Origin of the sequence: Streptomyces flavochromogenes, assembly GCF_000717595.1 — a bacterium.
Lineage (GTDB): Bacteria > Actinomycetota > Actinomycetes > Streptomycetales > Streptomycetaceae > Streptomyces > Streptomyces flavochromogenes.
In genome coordinates, this window is the sequence record NZ_JNZO01000008.1 from 126,397 (window position 1) to 143,159 (window position 16,763).

Sequence of the window (16,763 nt, forward strand, 5' to 3'; positions counted from 1 at the left end):
GCCTGATCACCCCCCTCGGCTTCGCCGCCCTCGCGGCCGGTACGCCTCAGGAGCGGCACGTTCGGCTTCGCCGCACTCGCCCTGCTGCTGGGCTCGGCCCGCTCCTCGCCCTGCGCCGGAGGGCCGCCTAGAACCGGGCCTCGTCCACCCTCACCTCCGCACCCCGGATCATGTCCATCACCGCGTCCGACACGGCGTGCATCCGGGGCTCGCGGAGGTCGAGGACCGGCGTCGGGTTCGAGACGCCGTGGGCGACGAGCAGGTTCATCAGGGGCCAGAGGGCCCCGGAGCGTCTCGGCAGGGGGATGCCGAGCCCGTCCGGCGCGACGACCTGGGCCGTCGTGACTCCGGCGAGAAGATTGGTGCGGGCCCAGTCGACCACCTGGGACCTGCCGTTCGGGCTGACCCGGAGAACGACGTCCCTCGTGTGGTGCAGAACCGCCAGATAGTTCATCGGGACCGTGAGGCGCCGGACCACGTCGTACGCGGGAGACCCGTCCGCCGGACGGACGCGGAGCAGCGTGTCCAGGACCGGACCGTGGTCCTGGAAGGTGGTCCGGCCGCGCAGCGACAGGAACCGGGCGAGCACCAAGTGGCCACCCCGGCGCGACCAGCGGCGGGGCACGGAGCCGAACGCCCCCTCGTCACCCGGGAGGAACTCCGCGAGCCGACGGGCCTCCTCGCCCGGCTCGGTGACCGGCGCCCGCTCCTCGGTGACGTCGCGGGCCACGGCCGCGTACCGGGCAGCCGTCGTCGCGTCGAGGCGCCGGAGGTCGATGAGATCGCCGTCCATCACGACACCGCCGACCGACCGCGAGATACGCATCTGCTCCAGCTGCCGACGGGCGTAGCGGGTCACGTCGGTCACGTGTCCGTCGAGGCCGATCACCCGGCAGGTCCTCGTCCCCGCGAGGAGGAGGCTGCGCGGCCAGTGGACCGTCACCTTCCCCGGCATCGCGGCGTCCGGGGGATCGACGAGGACGGCCAGTCGCCCCGCCGTGATCGCCGACAGGCAGAGGGACGGCACCCGCACCTCCTCGGTGACCTCGCGTCCCGCGGAACCCCGGCCCGCGTCCTCCTCGTCGTGGACCGACAGCCTCAGCTCGACCGTCGCCTTGAACTCCGCCGGATCGTGATCGCCGCCGTACGTCGTGAACGTCGCGCCCCCTTCGGGGCTGTACCGCACGAACGACGCCCGGAGGACGTCCGCCCGTACCAAGCGGGCGCCCACCGCACCCCCGGAGGAGCGAGGCGCCCACACCACCGTGGTGTCGTCCCCGTACGCGGGGCCCGCGTCCCGTGCACGGTTCCGCCCCGTGATCCGGGGAGACTCCTGCCGCGCGCTCCGGACGGCCGAGAAGGGGATCACGGCCGTTCCCACCGCCCCGACGACCGACGCGCCGGCCACCCAGAACCATGCGGCGCCCTCGACCCAGGCGACGTACCCCACGACGAGGAACACCGGTCCGGCCAGACCGGCGAACGCGGCGAGGATCAGATTGCCGATGAGCACGCCGGTGTAGCCGCGCATGGACCCCTCCTTCAGTCAGGTACCCCGGGGATCATCGTTCTGCCCGGTGCCGTGCCTGAGAAGGGGGCCCGCCCCGATTTCCGGCCTTTCCCGCTCGTACGGGGTCAGGACACGGACCTGCCGAAGAACTCCAGCTCCGCGACGGCCACCTGCTTCGTGGCGTCGGCCCGCCACGCCGTGCGCAGCACCAACTGCACCGTCAGCGCGTCCCGTACCCGCACGTCGACCCGCTGGGTGCCGCCGTCGTCGATGCGGTGCTGCGAGACGTGCGTCTCGCCGGAGGAGTCCTTGACCACCAGGTCGAAGGTGCGCGGGGTCGCCTGGCCGTCGGCCTGCGTGGTGTTCTTCGAGCTGCCGGGGGTGATCAGGACGCTCAGCAGATCGGTCGGCTCGGCGAACCGGGCCTCCATGTACTGACCCGCCGAGTCGCCCGCGTACCCCGTGCCCCACCAGGTGTTGGAGTACCCGTCGCCCGCCAGCTTCGCCTGCTGCCTCGGCGCCGAGTGGGAGGCCGCCCAGGCCACCGGGTGGACCGGGACCCGCTTCGCGAAGTGGTCCTGGATCGCGCGGACGGCCGGCGGACCGCCGACGATGCCGCCGACCACCACGGTGGCGACCCCTGCCGCGATCAGGGCGCGGACGATCCAGCGGCTCCGGTCGCGGGTCAGCCCGGGACGCCGGCCCGCGTACGGGCCCTCGGCCGTCGAGAGCTGCTCGGGAACCATCGGAGTCGCGCAGAAGCGGCAGAAATGACGGCCCGGGGTGTTGGCCAGCGAGCAGGCCGGGCACGGTGTGCCGCCCTGTACGGGGACGGGCGCCCCCGCGGCCCGGACGGTCGGACGGGCGGCCTCCGGACGCGCGGGGAGGACGGGCGCCGCGACGGCCGGCTCGACGGGACGGTTCCCGGGGACCGGAACGAGGAGGGACCGTACGAGCGTGTCCGACGGGCCGTCGGACACCGACCCCGCCTCCGGTACGGGGACGGGCGCGGCCCCGGACACGGGCCCGGACACGGGCTCGGGCGCCTCCGGGGTGGGGGCCACGGCGGGCAGCGGGGCGGTCGCTTCCTCGGGACCGACGGAGGACCGGCTGTCCGTCGCATCGGCGGGGGAGCCGGCCGAACGCTCCGCGGCGGCCCGCGGCGCATCCTCCGCCGGCGTGGCCTCCCGCTCCTCCCGGGCCGTCCCCCCGGACTCCGCAGAGGACGGGGCGGACGAGGCGGACGGCGCGGTGGCGGACGAGCCCTCCGTGCTCGCCGCGGCGGCCGGGCTGTCCCAGCGCAGGAACGCCCCGCAACTGTCACAGAACGACTGGTCCGCCGCACGCACCGGGCTCGCGCAGTCCGGGCAGGGGCGGGACAGGGGCGCGTCACTCATCAGGGTCAAGCTCCTTCGGATGTACGGGAAGAGGTCGCCGGGGAGTTCGTCACCGAGACCGTGAACGGCAGGTGCGCGGGACGGGCCGCGGCCACGACCGCGCGCAGCCGGTGCGGATCCACGGCGGCCGGGTCGGCGACCCGGAGCACCACGTGCAGTCCGGCGACGGGCGCCCCCGGGAACGGTCCGAGCGGCGCGGACGACCAGCTCGCACCCCCGCTCTCGGTGATCTCCGGGGGCACGCCGAAGGCGAGCCGGACCGCCGCCGCGAGCCCCTGCCGGGTGCCGCGCACCCGGTGCAGCGCCACGGCCGAGGCGACCGCGTGGCGGCGGAGGGGCAGCGGCTCGTCGCCGTCCAGCTCCGCTCCGACCCAGGTCGCGAGGTAGTCCACGAAGTCGGCGGGGGCGAGCGCCGGAGAGAAGTACGCCTCCAGGGAGTCCAGGACGTTGAAGAGGGGAGCGAGGACGACATCCAGGCCCGACACGAACCGCTGCCCGAAATCGTCCTCCGCGTACACGGCCGGCAGCGCCGCACCCAGCGGATACGGGGTCGCGAGACCCGGAACCGTACCTCGCGCCGAGCCGCTCACCGCGCCTCGATCACACGGACGCGATGGTCGAACGGGAAGAGCAGCGCGGACGGCTCCAGCTCGATCCGGTCCGTCGTGTCACCCCTGCGGCCGGTCAGCGGATCGGCCGGATGCAGCAGGACCTCGTCCACCAGCTCCACGCCCGGCACCCGCTGGAGCGCCGCGAAGACCTCACCGGCCCGCAGAGGGCGCCCGAACGGCCATCCCTCGCCGTGCGCCCCGCCCGTCAGCGGGTCCAGGTACGCGTACAGCGCGTCCAGCGCCTCCGCCCGTACGCGCTCCGCCTCGGCCGCCCGGAAGGAGTGCAGCGTCGCCACCACCGTCACGCCCTGGTAGAACGGCGGCCCGACGGCCAGCCGCGTGCCCAGCGGGCGCCGCTCGTCGAGGAAGCCCGTCACCCGGGACAGCAGCTCCTCGCCCGGCACGAGCTGCTCGAACCGCAGCCGGCCGCCCCGGTCCGGCACGGCCTGCGGCACGACCAGGACCCGGACCGCGTTGTCGCCCGCGTCGGCGGCGTCCGCGGCCAGGCAGGAGATCCGTGCCGCCTCGGGCGCCGCCCGGCGCGCCAGTTCCTCGTAGTCCCGGGCGGTGACGGCCCGTTCCTGCGCACGGAGGCTGATCGGCGCGCGGGACTTGGCCTCCTCGACGGTCTCCCCGTCCACCCCGCCGCGCGCCGCCTCGCGGTTCTCCACGCGGGCGATGTACGGGATGGAGCTGCGCAGCACGGTGATCGTGGAGCGGGCCACGTTCCCCGCCCGGCCGCCGCCGGTGCCGTACCGGACCGCCCGGATCGCCGCCCCCTTGGGCGGCACGGCACCGAACTGCCGCAGCGTGCCGTCCGGTTGGCGTACGCACGGCCCGAAGGCGATCTCGCCGGTGGTCGCGTCGAGGGTGAAGTGCCGGTCGCCGGGGCGCGAGGAGGCGAAGTCGCGGACGACGGTCCACTCCTGCCAGCCGGCCTCTGGGTCCTCCTCGTCGACGCCGCTGTCCGCCCGCTCGGCGATCTGGAGCAGCAGCGGCGGCCGGTCCACGACCGGCGCGTGCGCCAGCCGCAGCCGCTGCGCCGGCACGCCCTCGGACTCGCCGAGCTGCTCGTTCCGCACCGCCTCCGCGTGCGCCGCGCGGACCGTCCCGCCGATGGTGAACGCCTCCGCCGCCCGTACCGTCGGCGACTCGCTGTACGACGGCAGACCGGCGGCGGCCTCGACGACCCGGCAGCGCACCCAGCCCGCCTCGTGCCCGCCGAGGCGCGACACCGCGTGCCCGGACGGCATGTGCAGCACCACCTCGCCCGGGCGGTTGAGCCCGCCCGTACTGTCCTCGTCGACCTCGCACGCGACCCAGCCCTCGGCCCCGGTCCACGCCTCCCACACCAGGGGCGGCCTGCGCGGATCCACACCGACACCGTCCACCCTGCTGTCCAGGTCGAGGACGAGCACACAGTCCGGCACCGCCGCCGAGAGACCGAGCAGCAGCAGGTCGCCGACGCGGGGCAGCGGAGAGAACGCGGGCACGTCCGTACCGCCGAGGAGATCCTGCGAGCGGTCCTCGGGAGCGCCGCCCGCCTCCTGGCGCAGCATGTGCGTCAACGAGCAGGGAACGACGGTCAGGTCGGCGGCCGTCGCGAAGACGACCGCCTCCTCCGTCTCCGTACGCCCGGTGGACACCTCCGTGCCCGTGGGCAGCACGACCGGCTCCGGCTGCGGCGCCGAGAGCCGGAAGGTGATGTCGGCGCGGGCGGCCGCGGGCGGGAACAGCGTCACCCCGAGCAGGTCGAGGAAGGCCAGGTGGTTCTTCTCCGGGACCCGGTTGAGGCGGTAGACGAGCTGGTCCGCCATGTGCGCGACCGCCTCGACCAGGGTGACGCCCGGGTCCGAGACGTTGTGGTCGGTCCACTCGGGGCACGCCTGCTGGATGTAGCGCTTGGCGTCGTCGACGAACTGCTGGAAGCGGCGGTCGTCGAGATGGGGTGCGGGCAGGGCCATGGTGGCTCTTTCAGTCCTCGGAGGGGATGACGTAGAAGGGGAAGACGAGGTTGCGCGGGTTGTTGGCACCGCGCACCCGGTAGCGGATGTCGATGAAGAGGGTGGTCGGCTCCCCGGGGGCGGGAGAGACCGTGACCTCCTCCACGTCGATGCGCGGCTCCCAGCGGTCGAGTGAGGACATCACCTCGTACCGGACCCGGCCCATCGTCGAGTCGTTGACCGGTGCGAACACCAACTCGTGCACCGCGCAGCCGAATTCGGGACGCATCGGCCGCTCGCCCGGTGCGGTGGCGAGGACGAGCCGCATCGACTCCTCGATCTCCCGGTCGCGCCGGACGAGCGCGATGGAGCCGCTCGGGCCGGTCCGCAGCGGGAAGGCCCAGCCCGCGCCGACGAAGTGCTCACTCAAGGAAAGGTCCTCCTCTGGAATCCATGGGACGGTGCGGCGGAAGCGTCGTCAGAACGGCAGGCTCGCCTTGAGGGGGTTGGGGAACGGGGGAGTCATCGAGATGAAGGCCGGCGCGTTGACCACGGCCTCGGTGAGAGCCGTGACCTTGAACTTCGTCCCGGCCTTGATGTTCACACCGAGCCCCGCGTCGAGCGTGATCCGCCCTGTCGCCGAGAGCGTCAGATCCGCCCCCGACTCGACCTTCACCCCCTTCGCCCCCGTGATGGTGACCGTCCCGTCGCTGTCGATCGTCAGGGTGGTGCGGGCCTCGTTGAGTTCCACGCTCAGGCCCCCCTTCGCGGTGCGCAGCCGGATGCCGTGCGAGGCACGCGTCCGGCCGCCCTCCTCGCGCAGTTCCACGGTGTGACCGGTACGGGAGGTCAGGGCGCGCCACTGGACCCGCCCGCTGGTCGGATCGACGGGCGGCACCCGGTCGGTGGCCGGGGTGTGCTTGTCGACGCCGTTGTACAACCCGGCCAGGACATAGGGGTGTTCGAGGGAACCCCGGTCGAAGGCGCACAGCACCTCGTCGTCCACCTCGGGGAGCATCAGACCGCCGCCCCCGCGTCCGCCGAGTTGGGCCACCCGGCACCAGCCGCTCTCGTACGTCGCCGACAGCCACGGGAAGCGCAGTCTGACCCGGCCGAGCGAGAGCGGGTCCTTGGTGTTGGTGACCAGCGCGACAGCGACACCGGGCATCGGCGGGGCCGCCTCCCCGCCGCCGGAGGCCGTCCCGTACAGCGAACGGAACTGACGCCCGGACACGGTCAGCCATGTGGCGAACTGCCGTCCGGAGGCGAAGACATGCCGTACCCCGGTCGCGGTGTACCGCCCCTCGAAGGGGAAACCCGCGCCCTTCACGGCCACCGGCTGCCCCGGCTTCAGCGCCGGATTGCCGGTCACGGCCACCTCAAGCTCCGCGAAAGAACCGGTGACGTCGTCGGCGAGCGCCGCCGCCGCCTGGGTCACCTCCGACTGCGTGGTGAACGGCGTGTCCGTCGCGGCCAGTTCGGCCGGCCCGAACGGAGCGGAGAGCTGCGCCGGGGTGATGTCCGAGACGATCTCCTTGCTCGCGACCGCGGGCGTCGGGGAGGACAGGGCCTGCTTGGTGCGGGGATCCCAGCCCCGCACGTCGACCTTCCCGACCTGCCCGGCGGCGGTCACGGACACCCGGCTCTGCAGCGTGTTGCTGCCGAAGTCCAGGACGTACGGGCTGGCCGCCGCCGGCGTGGTGTCGGCGGGCGCCGAGGAGGCCGGGGGCAGCGCGGCGAACACGATCCGGCCCGCCGTGTCGAGCGACAGCCGGACGTCGTTCTCGCGTGCGAGCCGGGAGAGGAAGTCCCAGTCGGTGATGTTGGGCTGGGTGGCCAGCTCGTACACCGTCGGCGTCGCGTCGACCTTGCCGAGAGGGATCCGGTTGAGCCCGGCGAGCTTCCGGACGATGTCGGAGGCCGTCATGTTCGGATAGCCCTCGACGCGCCGGCTCCGCAGCAGACGGTGCCCGGGATCGTAGCCGCGCACGATCAGGTACCGGCCGTGACCGGGCGCCGCGTCCACCTCGACGGCCGTGACCTCGCCCGTGAGCATGGGCTCCCCGAGCCTGCCGTCGGTGAACGGGGACAGCACCGCCATCGCGCCGACCTTGAGGAACGGGAACTTCGTGGTGAGGGTGCCGTCCTTGTCGCTGAACGTCAGCTGGAACGCGGACGGGACGTTGACGCTCGCGTCCACCCAGCCCTCGGTGAGGCGGACCGCGAGCGGGTCCGGCAGTGGCGTGCCGTCGAGCTGCACGTGGAGGACGGTGGTGAAGGTCTTCTCGCTCATGAGGCGCCCTCGGTCTCCGGCGTTTCGGTGGTGGACGGGAGCAGCAGTTCGGTTCCGGGGCGCAGCCGCATCGGGTCGTCGATGCGGTTCGCCTCCGCGATGACCCGCCAGCGGGTCGCGTCGCCGTACTCGCGCCAGGCGAGGGAGGCGAGAGAGTCACCGGCGACCGTGCGGTGCACCCGGCGGGCCGAGAGCGCGCCGGACGTCGGGTTCTGCTTCTTGGTCGCGCTGGAGACCTCGGTGAGGGAGAGCGAACACGTCGCACGGATCGGGATCCCGCTGGGGCTGAAGAGGGTGTACGTCGCCGACACGGAGGTCACGTACGCGACGAACTGCACCGTCGAGAACGACCCCCAGGAGAACCGCACCCACGGGGGCGACGGAGCCTTCGCCGCGATGCTCTGCTGGGTCACCTCGCAACAGGACAGCAGCAACTCCACCTGCTGCTGCACGTCGTTCGACGACGGGTCGCCCGAGCGGTCCAGGAAGACCTCCAGCTGAAGCTGGGCCGGCTCGCTGCCGGTGAACTTGGGCGGCGCACCCCGGTCGTACGCGACGGCCTGCTCGGTGAACCAGTGCGCGGAACGGCTCAGTTGGAGCTGATCCGGATTGAACTCGAACTTCACCTCGCCGAGCTTCGCGCCGTACGAACTCGACAGATCGGTCGGTGGCTGGTGGATGGCGAGCGAGGCGCGGGAGAGGCCGCTGGCCGTCAACCCGGCGAAGAACGGGGCCATCTCAGGCGCCTCCCGCGTCGGTGAACCCGTGGTGCGCGATCTCCAGGGTCTCCGTCGCCACGGCCGGACTCGCCGGGTCGAGGGTCGGACCCGTCCAGCGCACCGGCAGTACCTCGACCAGACCCCACTGCGCCACGATCGACCCGTCCGCACGGAGCGCCGCGATCTGCGCGGTCGGACGGGTGATGCCCGTGGCCAGCGACGAGATCCAGGCGGCGACGTTCGCGGTCTCGGGGGTGAGAGGGCGGGTGAGCCGGATGGTGGAGAAGGTGACACGGGTGGGCAGCTGCCAGACGAAGCCGTTGTTGCCCCCCTCCCGGCGCTGCTCCACCTCGACCTCGGAGGAGAGACCGTCACAGCTGTTGAACACGCCGAGGTCCTCGCCGTCGATGGTGAGCTTGAAGAAGACGGTGGATGCGGGGTCCGGCTGCTGGGGCATGGTGACGGGTCTCTCGGATCGGCGCGGTCAGCGGTGGATGGCGTGGTGGTGAGAACGGGATTCCGGTCAGCGGCCGTGGTCGCGGAGGCGGCCCACCCGCTCGCGGTCGGCACGGAGCTCGGCCCGGAGGAGCCGCGAGAGGGGGGTGACGAGACGACGGGCCAACTCGTCGAGATGGGTGGGTGATTCGGGGTCGGCGGCGCCCGGTGCGGCGGAGCGCTGCACGGAGGCCGTGGGCGGAGCCGGGGCGGTCCGGGTGACCGTCGTGGCGGCGCGCGGCGCGTGTGCGGCAGGGGCTGGGGCGGGGGCGGCCGAGGTCCGCTGGAGCGGGGCGGGCGTGACCACGGGGACGACCGGCTCGGGGGCGGGCGCCGTGGCCGGGGTCGCCCCGGCGGCGGTCTGCCGCTGGACCACCGGCCGTGCGACGGGCCGTGCGGCGGACGGCCGGGCCAGGGGGACGACCGGACGGGGAGAGCTCTGGGGTGCGGCCGTGGCGCCGAGGGGCGGAGTGGCCGGAGCGCGCTGAACGGTCGGGGCGGGGGCGGGGGCGGCGGCCGGCGTGAAGAGGGGAACGGCGAGGGGCGTCGCGGGCACGCCCGCGGGCTGCTGGGGACCAGGCGCGGCGGAGGGAGCCGAGGTGCTGGACCTGGACGGAGCGGTCGCGCTGTTCGGCAGACTCGGGGCGAGCGGCCGGGCGGTGGCGAGCGGACGGGCGGTCCGCCGCTGCACCGTGGGCGCGGTGGCACGGGGGAGGTCGGTGACGGTGACGACGGGCGGCTGCGCGGGAGTGGGAGTCGGCGTGGTGACGGGGGTGCGCGGGGCGGTGGGCACCATGGACGCGGGGGAGTCGACAGGGGTCTCAGGTCCCGGTGCGGCCGTGGCGCGCTGGACCGGGGGAGGAGTCGACGGCCCGGTGGGCAGGTTCGCGAGGGGGGTCGTGGGGACGGCCGGCGCCTGGTGCTGGTGCTGGTTCGCGGTCGACCGCTGCACGGGCGCGGACTCGGCCGACGTGGGGAGGGGGGAGGCCGAGGTCGGGACGGGAGAGGCCGGCGTCGGGGCGGGGGCGGTCACCCGCGCGGGCACCTGCGGTCCGACGGGTCCGACCGGCCCGACGGGACGGGGGGCGGGTGTGACGGGGCTGCCGGGCGCAGGCGAGGCCGTCTTGGCCGGGGCAGACGTCGACGATGGTGCGGACGCGCGCGAGATCGGCGCGCCGATCGGAGACCTTCGCGACGTGGGGTTCGCAGGCGACACCGGCGCGTCGGCGGTGGCGCGCTGAACGGGGGCACCGAGTCCGGGCCTGGTCGGGGGAGTCTGCGGGGTGGCCGGCGTCCCGGGGGTGGGGGCGGGTGCCCGTGCGACGAGGGGCGTCGGAGCGGTCGGGCCCGCCTGGGACTTCGGTGAGGCGGCCCGTGCGGGCGCGGCTGCAGTAGTGGGCCCGGTGGCCGCCGGGGAGGCGGTCGTCGCGGGACGTGCCGGCGCGGTCGAAGGCGCGGGGGCGGAGGTGACGGGTGTCCGGGCCGCTGGGGCCGACGGCGTCACGGGGGGCGCGGGGGAGACGGACCTGGCGACGGTTCGGGCCACCGGAGGTGCGGGAGTCTCCGGGGCGGACGGGGCGGACGGGGCGGACGGGGCGGACGGGGCGGACGGGGTCGACGGGGCCAAAGGCATCGCGGCGGCTGCCGCGGAAGAGGAACGTGCGACGCTTCGGGCCACCGGGGCCACCGGGGCCACCGGGGCCACCGGGGCGGCCGGAGTCTCCGGCCGCGTCGGCGCGGAGGGTCCGTGCTTCGGTCCCTGCGCCACGGGCCCGGCGGGCGCGACGGCATCGGCCTTCTGTGCCGGAGCCGTAGGACCGGAGGGTGCAGGTTCCGGTGCCGACGCCCGCCGTGTCGAAGGGCTCGCCTGAGGTGCCGGCGCCGCCAGCGGGGGCGTCGAGCCCGTCGTGTTCCAGTCGCCGCCCGGTGCGCGCCGCGAGCGGCGTACGGGAGGGCGGCGCTGCACCGGGGTGCCGGGTGTGAGGCCGGGAGTCCCGGGCCCGCCGGGGGATGCGGGACCCGGGACGTTCTGGGGCCGACCGGCAGCCGAGGGCTCCGGTGCGGCGATGTCGGGCGCATCCGTGGGACGCGCCCCGTTCTCCGGCGTAGGGGCAGAGGTCGCTGTCCGCTGGACCGGCGCCGTGCCGTGCCCGGCTCCCTCCATCAGGCGCGCGGCACCGGCCGGAGCCAGGTGCCGTGGCGGCTGGACGGGCCGTGCCGAGACCAGTGGCGACCGCCGAACGGGCGCGGGCTGTACGGTCCTCGGCCGTGTGGGACGGTCGGACGGTTGCGTGATCCCGGCCTCACCGACCGTGTGCGCGGACGCCGGAGCAACCCGGTCGTCCGCCCTGCTGGAGGCCACGGCGGCACGCTGGACGGCGGCAGGCGCCGAGCGAGGCGAACCCGAAGCCGCACCCGAAGCCGCGCGCGAGTCCGCGCCCGTGTCTCCGGCCTCGCGCGCCGCGCCGCCACCCCGTACCGGAGCGGTCGTGGCCTCCCCCCGTACGGGACGAGGCGTCGGCGCGGGTCGACCGACCGGCGGCGTCGCGGGCGCACGCTGTACGTCCGGAGCCGCCGCACCCGCCACCGGCAACCGCAGCCCCGGCAGCTCCGTCCCCTCGGAGCGCCCCGCCGACTCCCGCTCGACGGGCAGAGGCACCGCCCGCACCGCGTCGAGCATGACGCCGCCCGGTGCGTCCGGGACCGCTCCGTGGCCGAGGTCGCTCTGGAAGGAGGGGTTCCAGTGGGTCGCGAGCGACGCGGAGAAGCCGTACTCCGCGACGGTCTTCGGACCCCCGGCCAGTACCCGCTGCACGGGCGGCAGCGCCCGCCACGCGTCGCCGGACGCCGCCGGCGCGACGGACGCCGAGCTCTCCTCGCGCACACCGGACTCCTCGCCGCGCGCGTTCCGCGTCCGCGCCGTCCGCCACTTCTCGAACATCCCCACAGTCCCCTCCAACCTCCCTTCCCTGTCCTGTCGTCACGCTTGCGACCGCTCCACCAGCGACGCCACCTGGGCCACGTACCTCCGCCGGTCCGCGTGTTCCAGATCGAGGATGTCGTCCATGCCCCAGTGGAAGTGGAAGGCGAGGTACGCGGTCTCCTCCTCGATCCGGTCGGCCGCGTACGTCACGATTCCCCCAGGCGGCTCCCGGCCAGCTCGACCTCGAAGGACTCCTCGCAATGCGGGCACGCCACGGCGGCCCGGGTATGGCCCTCCGCGTTGATCTGCCGGTAGAAGTCCTGGAGGAACGCCAGGTCGGAGGCGAACATGTTCTCCACCGTCCCGTCGTGGACCGACGGGAGCGTGCCGAGCCGGGTGATGACCCGGCCGAGCAGCACCACGGACAGGTACGCCGGGTTCTCGCGGACCCGGATGTCGCGCAGCGGCAGCAGCTCGTCCCGGGCCGTGGCCAGCCGCATCGCACCGTTGCGGTGCACGGTGCCCGCCTCGTCGACGAACCCGCGCGGCAGCTCGAACTCGAACTCCGTGCGGAGCGGCTCCTGTGGGCGGCCCTGCTGCGTGCCCGCCGATCCCTCGCGTCGCATCAGCCGAGCGTCAGCTCTTCGAAGGTGATGGTGACCTGCTCGGTGAGGGCAGCGGCGTCGCCGGCCTTCGTCGCGCTCAACTCCACCTTGGTGCACCAGGCGTTGCGCAGGTTGTACCGCTTGACCTCGGTGAGCTGGTAGTCCAGGAAGATGATGGACGCGTCCTTGCGGGCCGCGCCCATGTCGCCGGCGATGGACGACGTGATCCACTCGGTGAACGCGGCGGACTGGGTGGCCCCACGGGTCACCGTGCACGAACCGGCCTTCTTCACACCGGGGAGCTTCTTGATGATCGGCTTGCCGTCCGCCGAGACCTGCTGGAACTCGATGACGTCCTGCTCCATCGAGAGGCCGCTGATCTCCTGCAGGGTCTCGACCATGACGCCGTCGATCTGCAGGCCGAAATTGTGGGTGGTGAGGGCGTCACCGGTGTCGAGGGACATGGGGGTTCACTCCTGTTTCAAGGGGCGGATCCGGGCGCGGCAGGCGCACCGGCCCGGGGCCGGAAGGGCGGGGCGACGAGCGGGATCGAGGGCGAGGAGGGGAGGACTACTCCTCCAGCTCGCCCCCGCCGCCCTGGATCTGCGCGAGCCGGAAGACCACGAACTCGGCCGGCTTCACCGGGGCGATGCCGATCTCGCAGACCACACGGCCGAGGTCGACCGACTCCGGCGGGTTGGTCTCCGCGTCGCACTTCACGTAGAAGGCGTCCTCGGCGCGCTGGCCGAACAGCGCGCCCTGGCGCCACTCGTTGACGAGGAAGGCCGAGATGTTGCGGCGGATCCGGGCCCACAGCGACGGGTCGTTGGGCTCGAAGACGACCCACTGCGTTCCGACGAGGATCGACTCCTCGAGGTAGTTGAAGTAGCGGCGGACGTTCAGGTACCGCCACGCCGGGTCGGAGGCCAGCGTCCGCGCGCCCCACACCCGGATGCCGCGGCCCGGGAAGGCGCGGATGCAGTTCACGCCGATCGGGTTGAGCAGGTCCTGCTCGCCGCGGGTGATCTGGAGCTCCAGGTCGACCGCGCCGCGCACGATCTCGTTGGCGGGGGCCTTGTGGACACCGCGCTCGGCGTCGTTGCGCGCCCAGACGCCGGCCATGTGTCCGGACGGCGGAACCACCCGGGTCTGGCCGCTCGCCGGGTCGAAGGCCTTGATCCACGGGTAGTAGAGGGCCGCGTACGGCGAGTCGTAACCGGCGATCTCCTGCCGCCACTTGCGGATGTCGCGGGCGTTCAGCGACGGCGGCGGGTCGAGGATCGCCATCCGGTCGCCCATCAGCTCGCAGTGCGCGATGAGACCGATCTGGACGGCCTTGACCTGCTCCAGGTCGATGAGTCCCTGCTGGTAGGCGGCCATCAGGTCGGGCACGGCGACCATGTTGATCTCGTCGTAGGCCTCCAGGCCGCCGAAGCCGGTGCGGTCGGCGGAGTCGCCGATGAACTGCCCGGACTCCAGGGCGGCGGCGACGTCGGCGCCCGCGTCGACGGCCTGAGCCGGCGTCCGCGCGGGCGGGGCGAGCGTCACGGACTGCGCGTCGGGCCTGGCGAGCTGCCCGCCGGCCGCGGCCTCCTCCAGGAGGATCGTCTTGGAACGCTGCTTGACCTGTGCGACCACGTAGTTGCGGGCGCTCTTCTTGGCGGAGGCGTCGAAGCTCTCGACGACCTTCTCGCCGTCCTTGACGACCAGCTTGAAGCGCTCGGCCTCGCCTTCGACGTCCTGCACCTCGACGGTGAGCGCCCCGCCGGCCTCGGAGCCGGCCGTGATCGCGGCGACCTTGAAGCTGCCGAGCGCGACGGCCTCACCGGCGACGAGCTGCGGCGCGGCGGCGGGCGACGCGTCGGCCGATCCGAGGGCGCGGGTGGCGCCCTGCGCGTCGCCACCGCCGACGCGCACCACGTACGCGGCGGTGCCGCCGTTGTTGAAGAACCCGTATACGGAGTGGGCGAGGTAGTACCCGTCCGTGAAGTCACCGAACGACGCTACGTACTGAGACCAGTTGGTGACGAGCACGGGCTCGTTGAGCGGACCGGCGGGCGCGAGCCCGACGAACGCGGCGACAGAGGTTCCGAGGCCCTCGATGGGACGGGAGCCGCTGGCGACTTCCTCGACGTAGACGCCGGGGGACAGGTACGTGGGCATGGTGCGTGTTCTCCTCGGAGAGCGTGGTTCTGCGGAATGCGGTGGCTCTGCGGTGCCACAGCGTGGGGCGTGCGGTCGCCCGCGTCCGGCCTGCTGCGGTGCGTCGACCTCATCCCGCTCGCCCTCCCCTCGGCCGTGGACAGCTGTCGTACGTCTCCGACTCTCGCCGAGCCGCGCCGCGCCGAGCAGGGGAGAAGGGGCGCTCACGAGGGCAGGCCCGATTGCCCTCACGGACATCGCGCACCCGACGTCCGGCCCGCGGGTCGTGCGCCGGAGACCACGGGATTCGTCCACCCGGACCCGCGGCCCCGGCCGCTGCGGCGACTCCACCGCGGCCGACGGGCTGCCGGGGCACGTCACGCTGCCCCCGAGCAGGGACTTTCGGGCAGCCGGACGCCCCACCCGCGCCCTTAGCGTTCGCCCATGACCATGTGGACCTCTCTGGACCCGGCCGAGGTGACCGTCGAGCCCGGAGCACGGGCCGGCGCCCGGCTGCGGGTGCGGAACACCGGCGACACCGTCGAGGAATACCGCCTCTCGCTCGTCGGCAAACCCTCGGGCTGGTCCCGGATCGAGCCGGACGTGCTCCGCCTCTACCCGGGCAGCGAGGGCACCGCCGAGATCTCTTTCGCCCCGCCGCGCTCCTCGGACGTGGAGGCCGGACCCCTCGCGTACGGCATCCGTGTCGACCCCCGGGAGAACTCCGGCGCCCGCGACGTCGTGGAGGGCCGGCTGACCATCACGCCCTTCACCGAGACGCGCGCCGAACTGCTGCCTCCCGCCCTGCTCGGCCGCTTCCGCGGGCGGGCCCGTATCGCCGTGGACAACCTCGGCAACACCCCACTGACCGCGTCCCTCGTGGCGCGTGACGAGGCGAACCGGCTCACCTTCGACGTACGGCCGAACGCCGTGCAGATCGCCCCCGGCCGCGCCGCCTTCGGTGAACTCGTGGTGCGGCCGCAGGCCGTGCGATGGACCGGCGCCGAGGAGTCGCACCGGTTCACCGTGGCCGTCCGGAGGGCCGGCGACGACACCGCCCTCGACCTCGACGCCACGTTCGACCAGCGCCCCGTCTTCGGGAACTGGCTCGTCGTGGCGGGCGGACTCCTGCTGACGGCCGTGATCGCGTTCGTCGTGCTCTGGTTCAACTTCTCTCCGAAGGTCGTCAGCGCGGCGAAGGATCTCCGGGCGACAGACGCGCCCCGGCCCGCGCCGCAGGGGACCGGTGACGCGCTCCCCGACGCGCCGCCTCCGCCCGGCGGTTCCGGAGGACCCACCCCGGGCGGGAAGCCGCCCGGTCCCCTGCCGCCCCTGACGGACGGAGGGTCGCCGGGCGGCGGCGACGGGACGGGCGACGACCGGAACGGCGGAGGATCGACCGAGGGCGGCGCACCCGGGGGCGGGGGCAGCGGCGGCGGTGGACCGACCCAGGGCGGTTCCGGGCCCGGTGACGGCGGGAACGAGCCGCCTCCGGCCTCGTCCGCCGAGCCGGTGACCCTGCCGCCCTGGCGCCTCGGTTACCCGAAGGACGACGTCGTGGAGTTCGCCCAGGAACGCCTCGCGTCCCTCGGCAACGCGTGCACACTCCAGCCGGGCTGGAACCCGGGCGTGATCGACACGGCGACACGCAACTCGCTCATCTGCTACCAGCGCCTCGTGTACAAGGACGGTGTCGAGAAGCAGAAGAATTCGGCCGAGATCTTCCTGACGGACACGGAGGGCGAGCTCGGACGGGCCACCCTCGTCTCCCTGTGGGCCCAGCGCATCACTCCCGACACGGTGAAGCCCGGATCGACCACGATGCAGACCACCCAGCTGACGGCGGCCTTCTGGTGGGCGTACAACCGCGAGTCCAGCCCCACGGACCTCGCCAGGGAGCGCACCTTCGCCCGCCAGGGCATCGCGTACCTGCGTACGAACAAGGAAGCGCCCAGCACGTACAGCAAGCAGGTCGCCGACAAGATCCGCGCCTACCAGACGGCCGTCGGTCTGCCCGCGACCGGCACGACCGACTGGGCCACGCTCCGCAAGATGATCGGCGGCAGCGTCATGTGACCCGAGGGGCAGGGGAGTCGACGACGGAGGAGGGGGGCCACCCGACGGG

14 protein-coding genes are annotated in these 16,763 nt (G+C 73.7%); 1 reads left to right on the forward strand and 13 read right to left on the reverse strand.

Translation table 11 applies throughout. From position 1 onward, the window contains the following. Positions 1 to 127: 127 nt before the first annotated feature. From IF00_RS0111570 to IF00_RS0111640, 13 genes are all read right to left on the reverse strand, one after another. Positions 128 to 1,531, reverse strand: a complete 1,404-nt coding sequence (locus tag IF00_RS0111570) for a hypothetical protein (RefSeq protein ID WP_051820093.1) — start codon at positions 1,529 to 1,531, stop codon at positions 128 to 130. A gap of 104 nt (positions 1,532 to 1,635) precedes the next feature. Further along, on the reverse strand, positions 1,636 to 2,907 hold the full coding sequence (locus tag IF00_RS42610) for an NADase-type glycan-binding domain-containing protein (protein ID WP_051820095.1): 1,272 nt from the start codon (positions 2,905 to 2,907) through the stop codon (positions 1,636 to 1,638). A 5-nt stretch (positions 2,908 to 2,912) separates the two neighbouring features. Continuing rightward, positions 2,913 to 3,497, reverse strand: a complete 585-nt coding sequence (locus tag IF00_RS0111580; RefSeq protein ID WP_030317081.1) for a phage tail protein — start codon at positions 3,495 to 3,497, stop codon at positions 2,913 to 2,915. Further along, a complete protein-coding gene (locus IF00_RS0111585) occupies positions 3,494 to 5,482 on the reverse strand; it encodes a putative baseplate assembly protein (protein ID WP_030317083.1) in 1,989 nt (662 codons plus the stop codon). The genes IF00_RS0111580 and IF00_RS0111585 overlap by 4 nt, the downstream gene beginning before the upstream one ends. 10 nt (positions 5,483 to 5,492) lie before the next feature. After that, on the reverse strand, positions 5,493 to 5,891 hold the full coding sequence (locus IF00_RS0111590) for a GPW/gp25 family protein (protein WP_030317086.1): 399 nt from the start codon (positions 5,889 to 5,891) through the stop codon (positions 5,493 to 5,495). Positions 5,892 to 5,939: 48 nt separating this feature from the next. After that, positions 5,940 to 7,754: a VgrG-related protein gene (locus IF00_RS0111595; RefSeq protein ID WP_030317087.1), complete on the reverse strand. Its 1,815-nt coding sequence runs from the start codon at positions 7,752 to 7,754 to the stop codon at positions 5,940 to 5,942. Next, positions 7,751 to 8,491: a CIS tube protein gene (locus IF00_RS0111600; RefSeq protein ID WP_051820097.1), complete on the reverse strand. Its 741-nt coding sequence runs from the start codon at positions 8,489 to 8,491 to the stop codon at positions 7,751 to 7,753. The genes IF00_RS0111595 and IF00_RS0111600 overlap by 4 nt, the downstream gene beginning before the upstream one ends. 1 nt (position 8,492) lies before the next feature. Further along, on the reverse strand, positions 8,493 to 8,930 hold the full coding sequence (locus IF00_RS0111605; protein ID WP_030317091.1) for a phage tail protein: 438 nt from the start codon (positions 8,928 to 8,930) through the stop codon (positions 8,493 to 8,495). A 66-nt stretch (positions 8,931 to 8,996) separates the two neighbouring features. Then, entirely contained in the window at positions 8,997 to 10,001 is a 1,005-nt protein-coding gene (locus IF00_RS0111610) for a hypothetical protein (protein WP_158710444.1), read from the reverse strand. Between the two features lie 1,947 nt (positions 10,002 to 11,948). Further along, the gene (locus IF00_RS46080; RefSeq protein ID WP_167346856.1) at positions 11,949 to 12,101 is read right to left on the reverse strand and encodes a DUF6760 family protein; all 153 of its coding nucleotides are present in this window, start codon (positions 12,099 to 12,101) and stop codon (positions 11,949 to 11,951) included. Next, complete coding sequence (locus IF00_RS0111630) at positions 12,098 to 12,517, reverse strand: hypothetical protein (RefSeq protein ID WP_030317097.1); 420 nt, start codon at positions 12,515 to 12,517, stop codon at positions 12,098 to 12,100. The genes IF00_RS46080 and IF00_RS0111630 overlap by 4 nt, the downstream gene beginning before the upstream one ends. Beyond that, the gene (locus IF00_RS0111635; RefSeq protein WP_030317099.1) at positions 12,517 to 12,960 is read right to left on the reverse strand and encodes a phage tail protein; all 444 of its coding nucleotides are present in this window, start codon (positions 12,958 to 12,960) and stop codon (positions 12,517 to 12,519) included. Before IF00_RS0111635 ends, IF00_RS0111630 begins: the two co-directional genes overlap by 1 nt. 106 nt (positions 12,961 to 13,066) lie before the next feature. Beyond that, positions 13,067 to 14,659 carry a phage tail sheath subtilisin-like domain-containing protein gene (locus IF00_RS0111640; protein ID WP_030317100.1) on the reverse strand — a complete coding sequence of 531 codons (1,593 nt, stop codon included), beginning with the start codon at positions 14,657 to 14,659 and terminating at the stop codon, positions 13,067 to 13,069. A 423-nt stretch (positions 14,660 to 15,082) separates the two neighbouring features. On the opposite strand from IF00_RS0111640, the gene IF00_RS47610 reads away from it, so the two are divergent. Continuing rightward, on the forward strand, positions 15,083 to 16,714 hold the full coding sequence (locus IF00_RS47610) for a COG1470 family protein (RefSeq protein WP_030317102.1): 1,632 nt from the start codon (positions 15,083 to 15,085) through the stop codon (positions 16,712 to 16,714). Positions 16,715 to 16,763: the final 49 nt, after the last annotated feature.

What these genes read in the sequence shown, in the direction of transcription:
- IF00_RS0111570 (WP_051820093.1), bottom strand. Translation starts at nt 1,531, where the DNA reads ATGCGCGGCTACACCGGCGTGCTCATCGGCAATCTGATCCTCGCCGCG.
- IF00_RS42610 (WP_051820095.1), bottom strand. Translation starts at nt 2,907, where the DNA reads ATGAGTGACGCGCCCCTGTCCCGCCCCTGCCCGGACTGCGCGAGCCCG.
- IF00_RS0111585 (WP_030317083.1), bottom strand. Translation starts at nt 5,482, where the DNA reads ATGGCCCTGCCCGCACCCCATCTCGACGACCGCCGCTTCCAGCAGTTC.
- IF00_RS0111595 (WP_030317087.1), bottom strand. Translation starts at nt 7,754, where the DNA reads ATGAGCGAGAAGACCTTCACCACCGTCCTCCACGTGCAGCTCGACGGC.
- IF00_RS0111600 (WP_051820097.1), bottom strand. Translation starts at nt 8,491, where the DNA reads ATGGCCCCGTTCTTCGCCGGGTTGACGGCCAGCGGCCTCTCCCGCGCC.
- IF00_RS0111605 (WP_030317091.1), bottom strand. Translation starts at nt 8,930, where the DNA reads ATGCCCCAGCAGCCGGACCCCGCATCCACCGTCTTCTTCAAGCTCACC.
- IF00_RS0111630 (WP_030317097.1), bottom strand. Translation starts at nt 12,517, where the DNA reads ATGCGACGCGAGGGATCGGCGGGCACGCAGCAGGGCCGCCCACAGGAG.
- IF00_RS0111635 (WP_030317099.1), bottom strand. Translation starts at nt 12,960, where the DNA reads ATGTCCCTCGACACCGGTGACGCCCTCACCACCCACAATTTCGGCCTG.
- IF00_RS0111640 (WP_030317100.1), bottom strand. Translation starts at nt 14,659, where the DNA reads ATGCCCACGTACCTGTCCCCCGGCGTCTACGTCGAGGAAGTCGCCAGC.
- IF00_RS47610 (WP_030317102.1), top strand. Translation starts at nt 15,083, where the DNA reads ATGACCATGTGGACCTCTCTGGACCCGGCCGAGGTGACCGTCGAGCCC.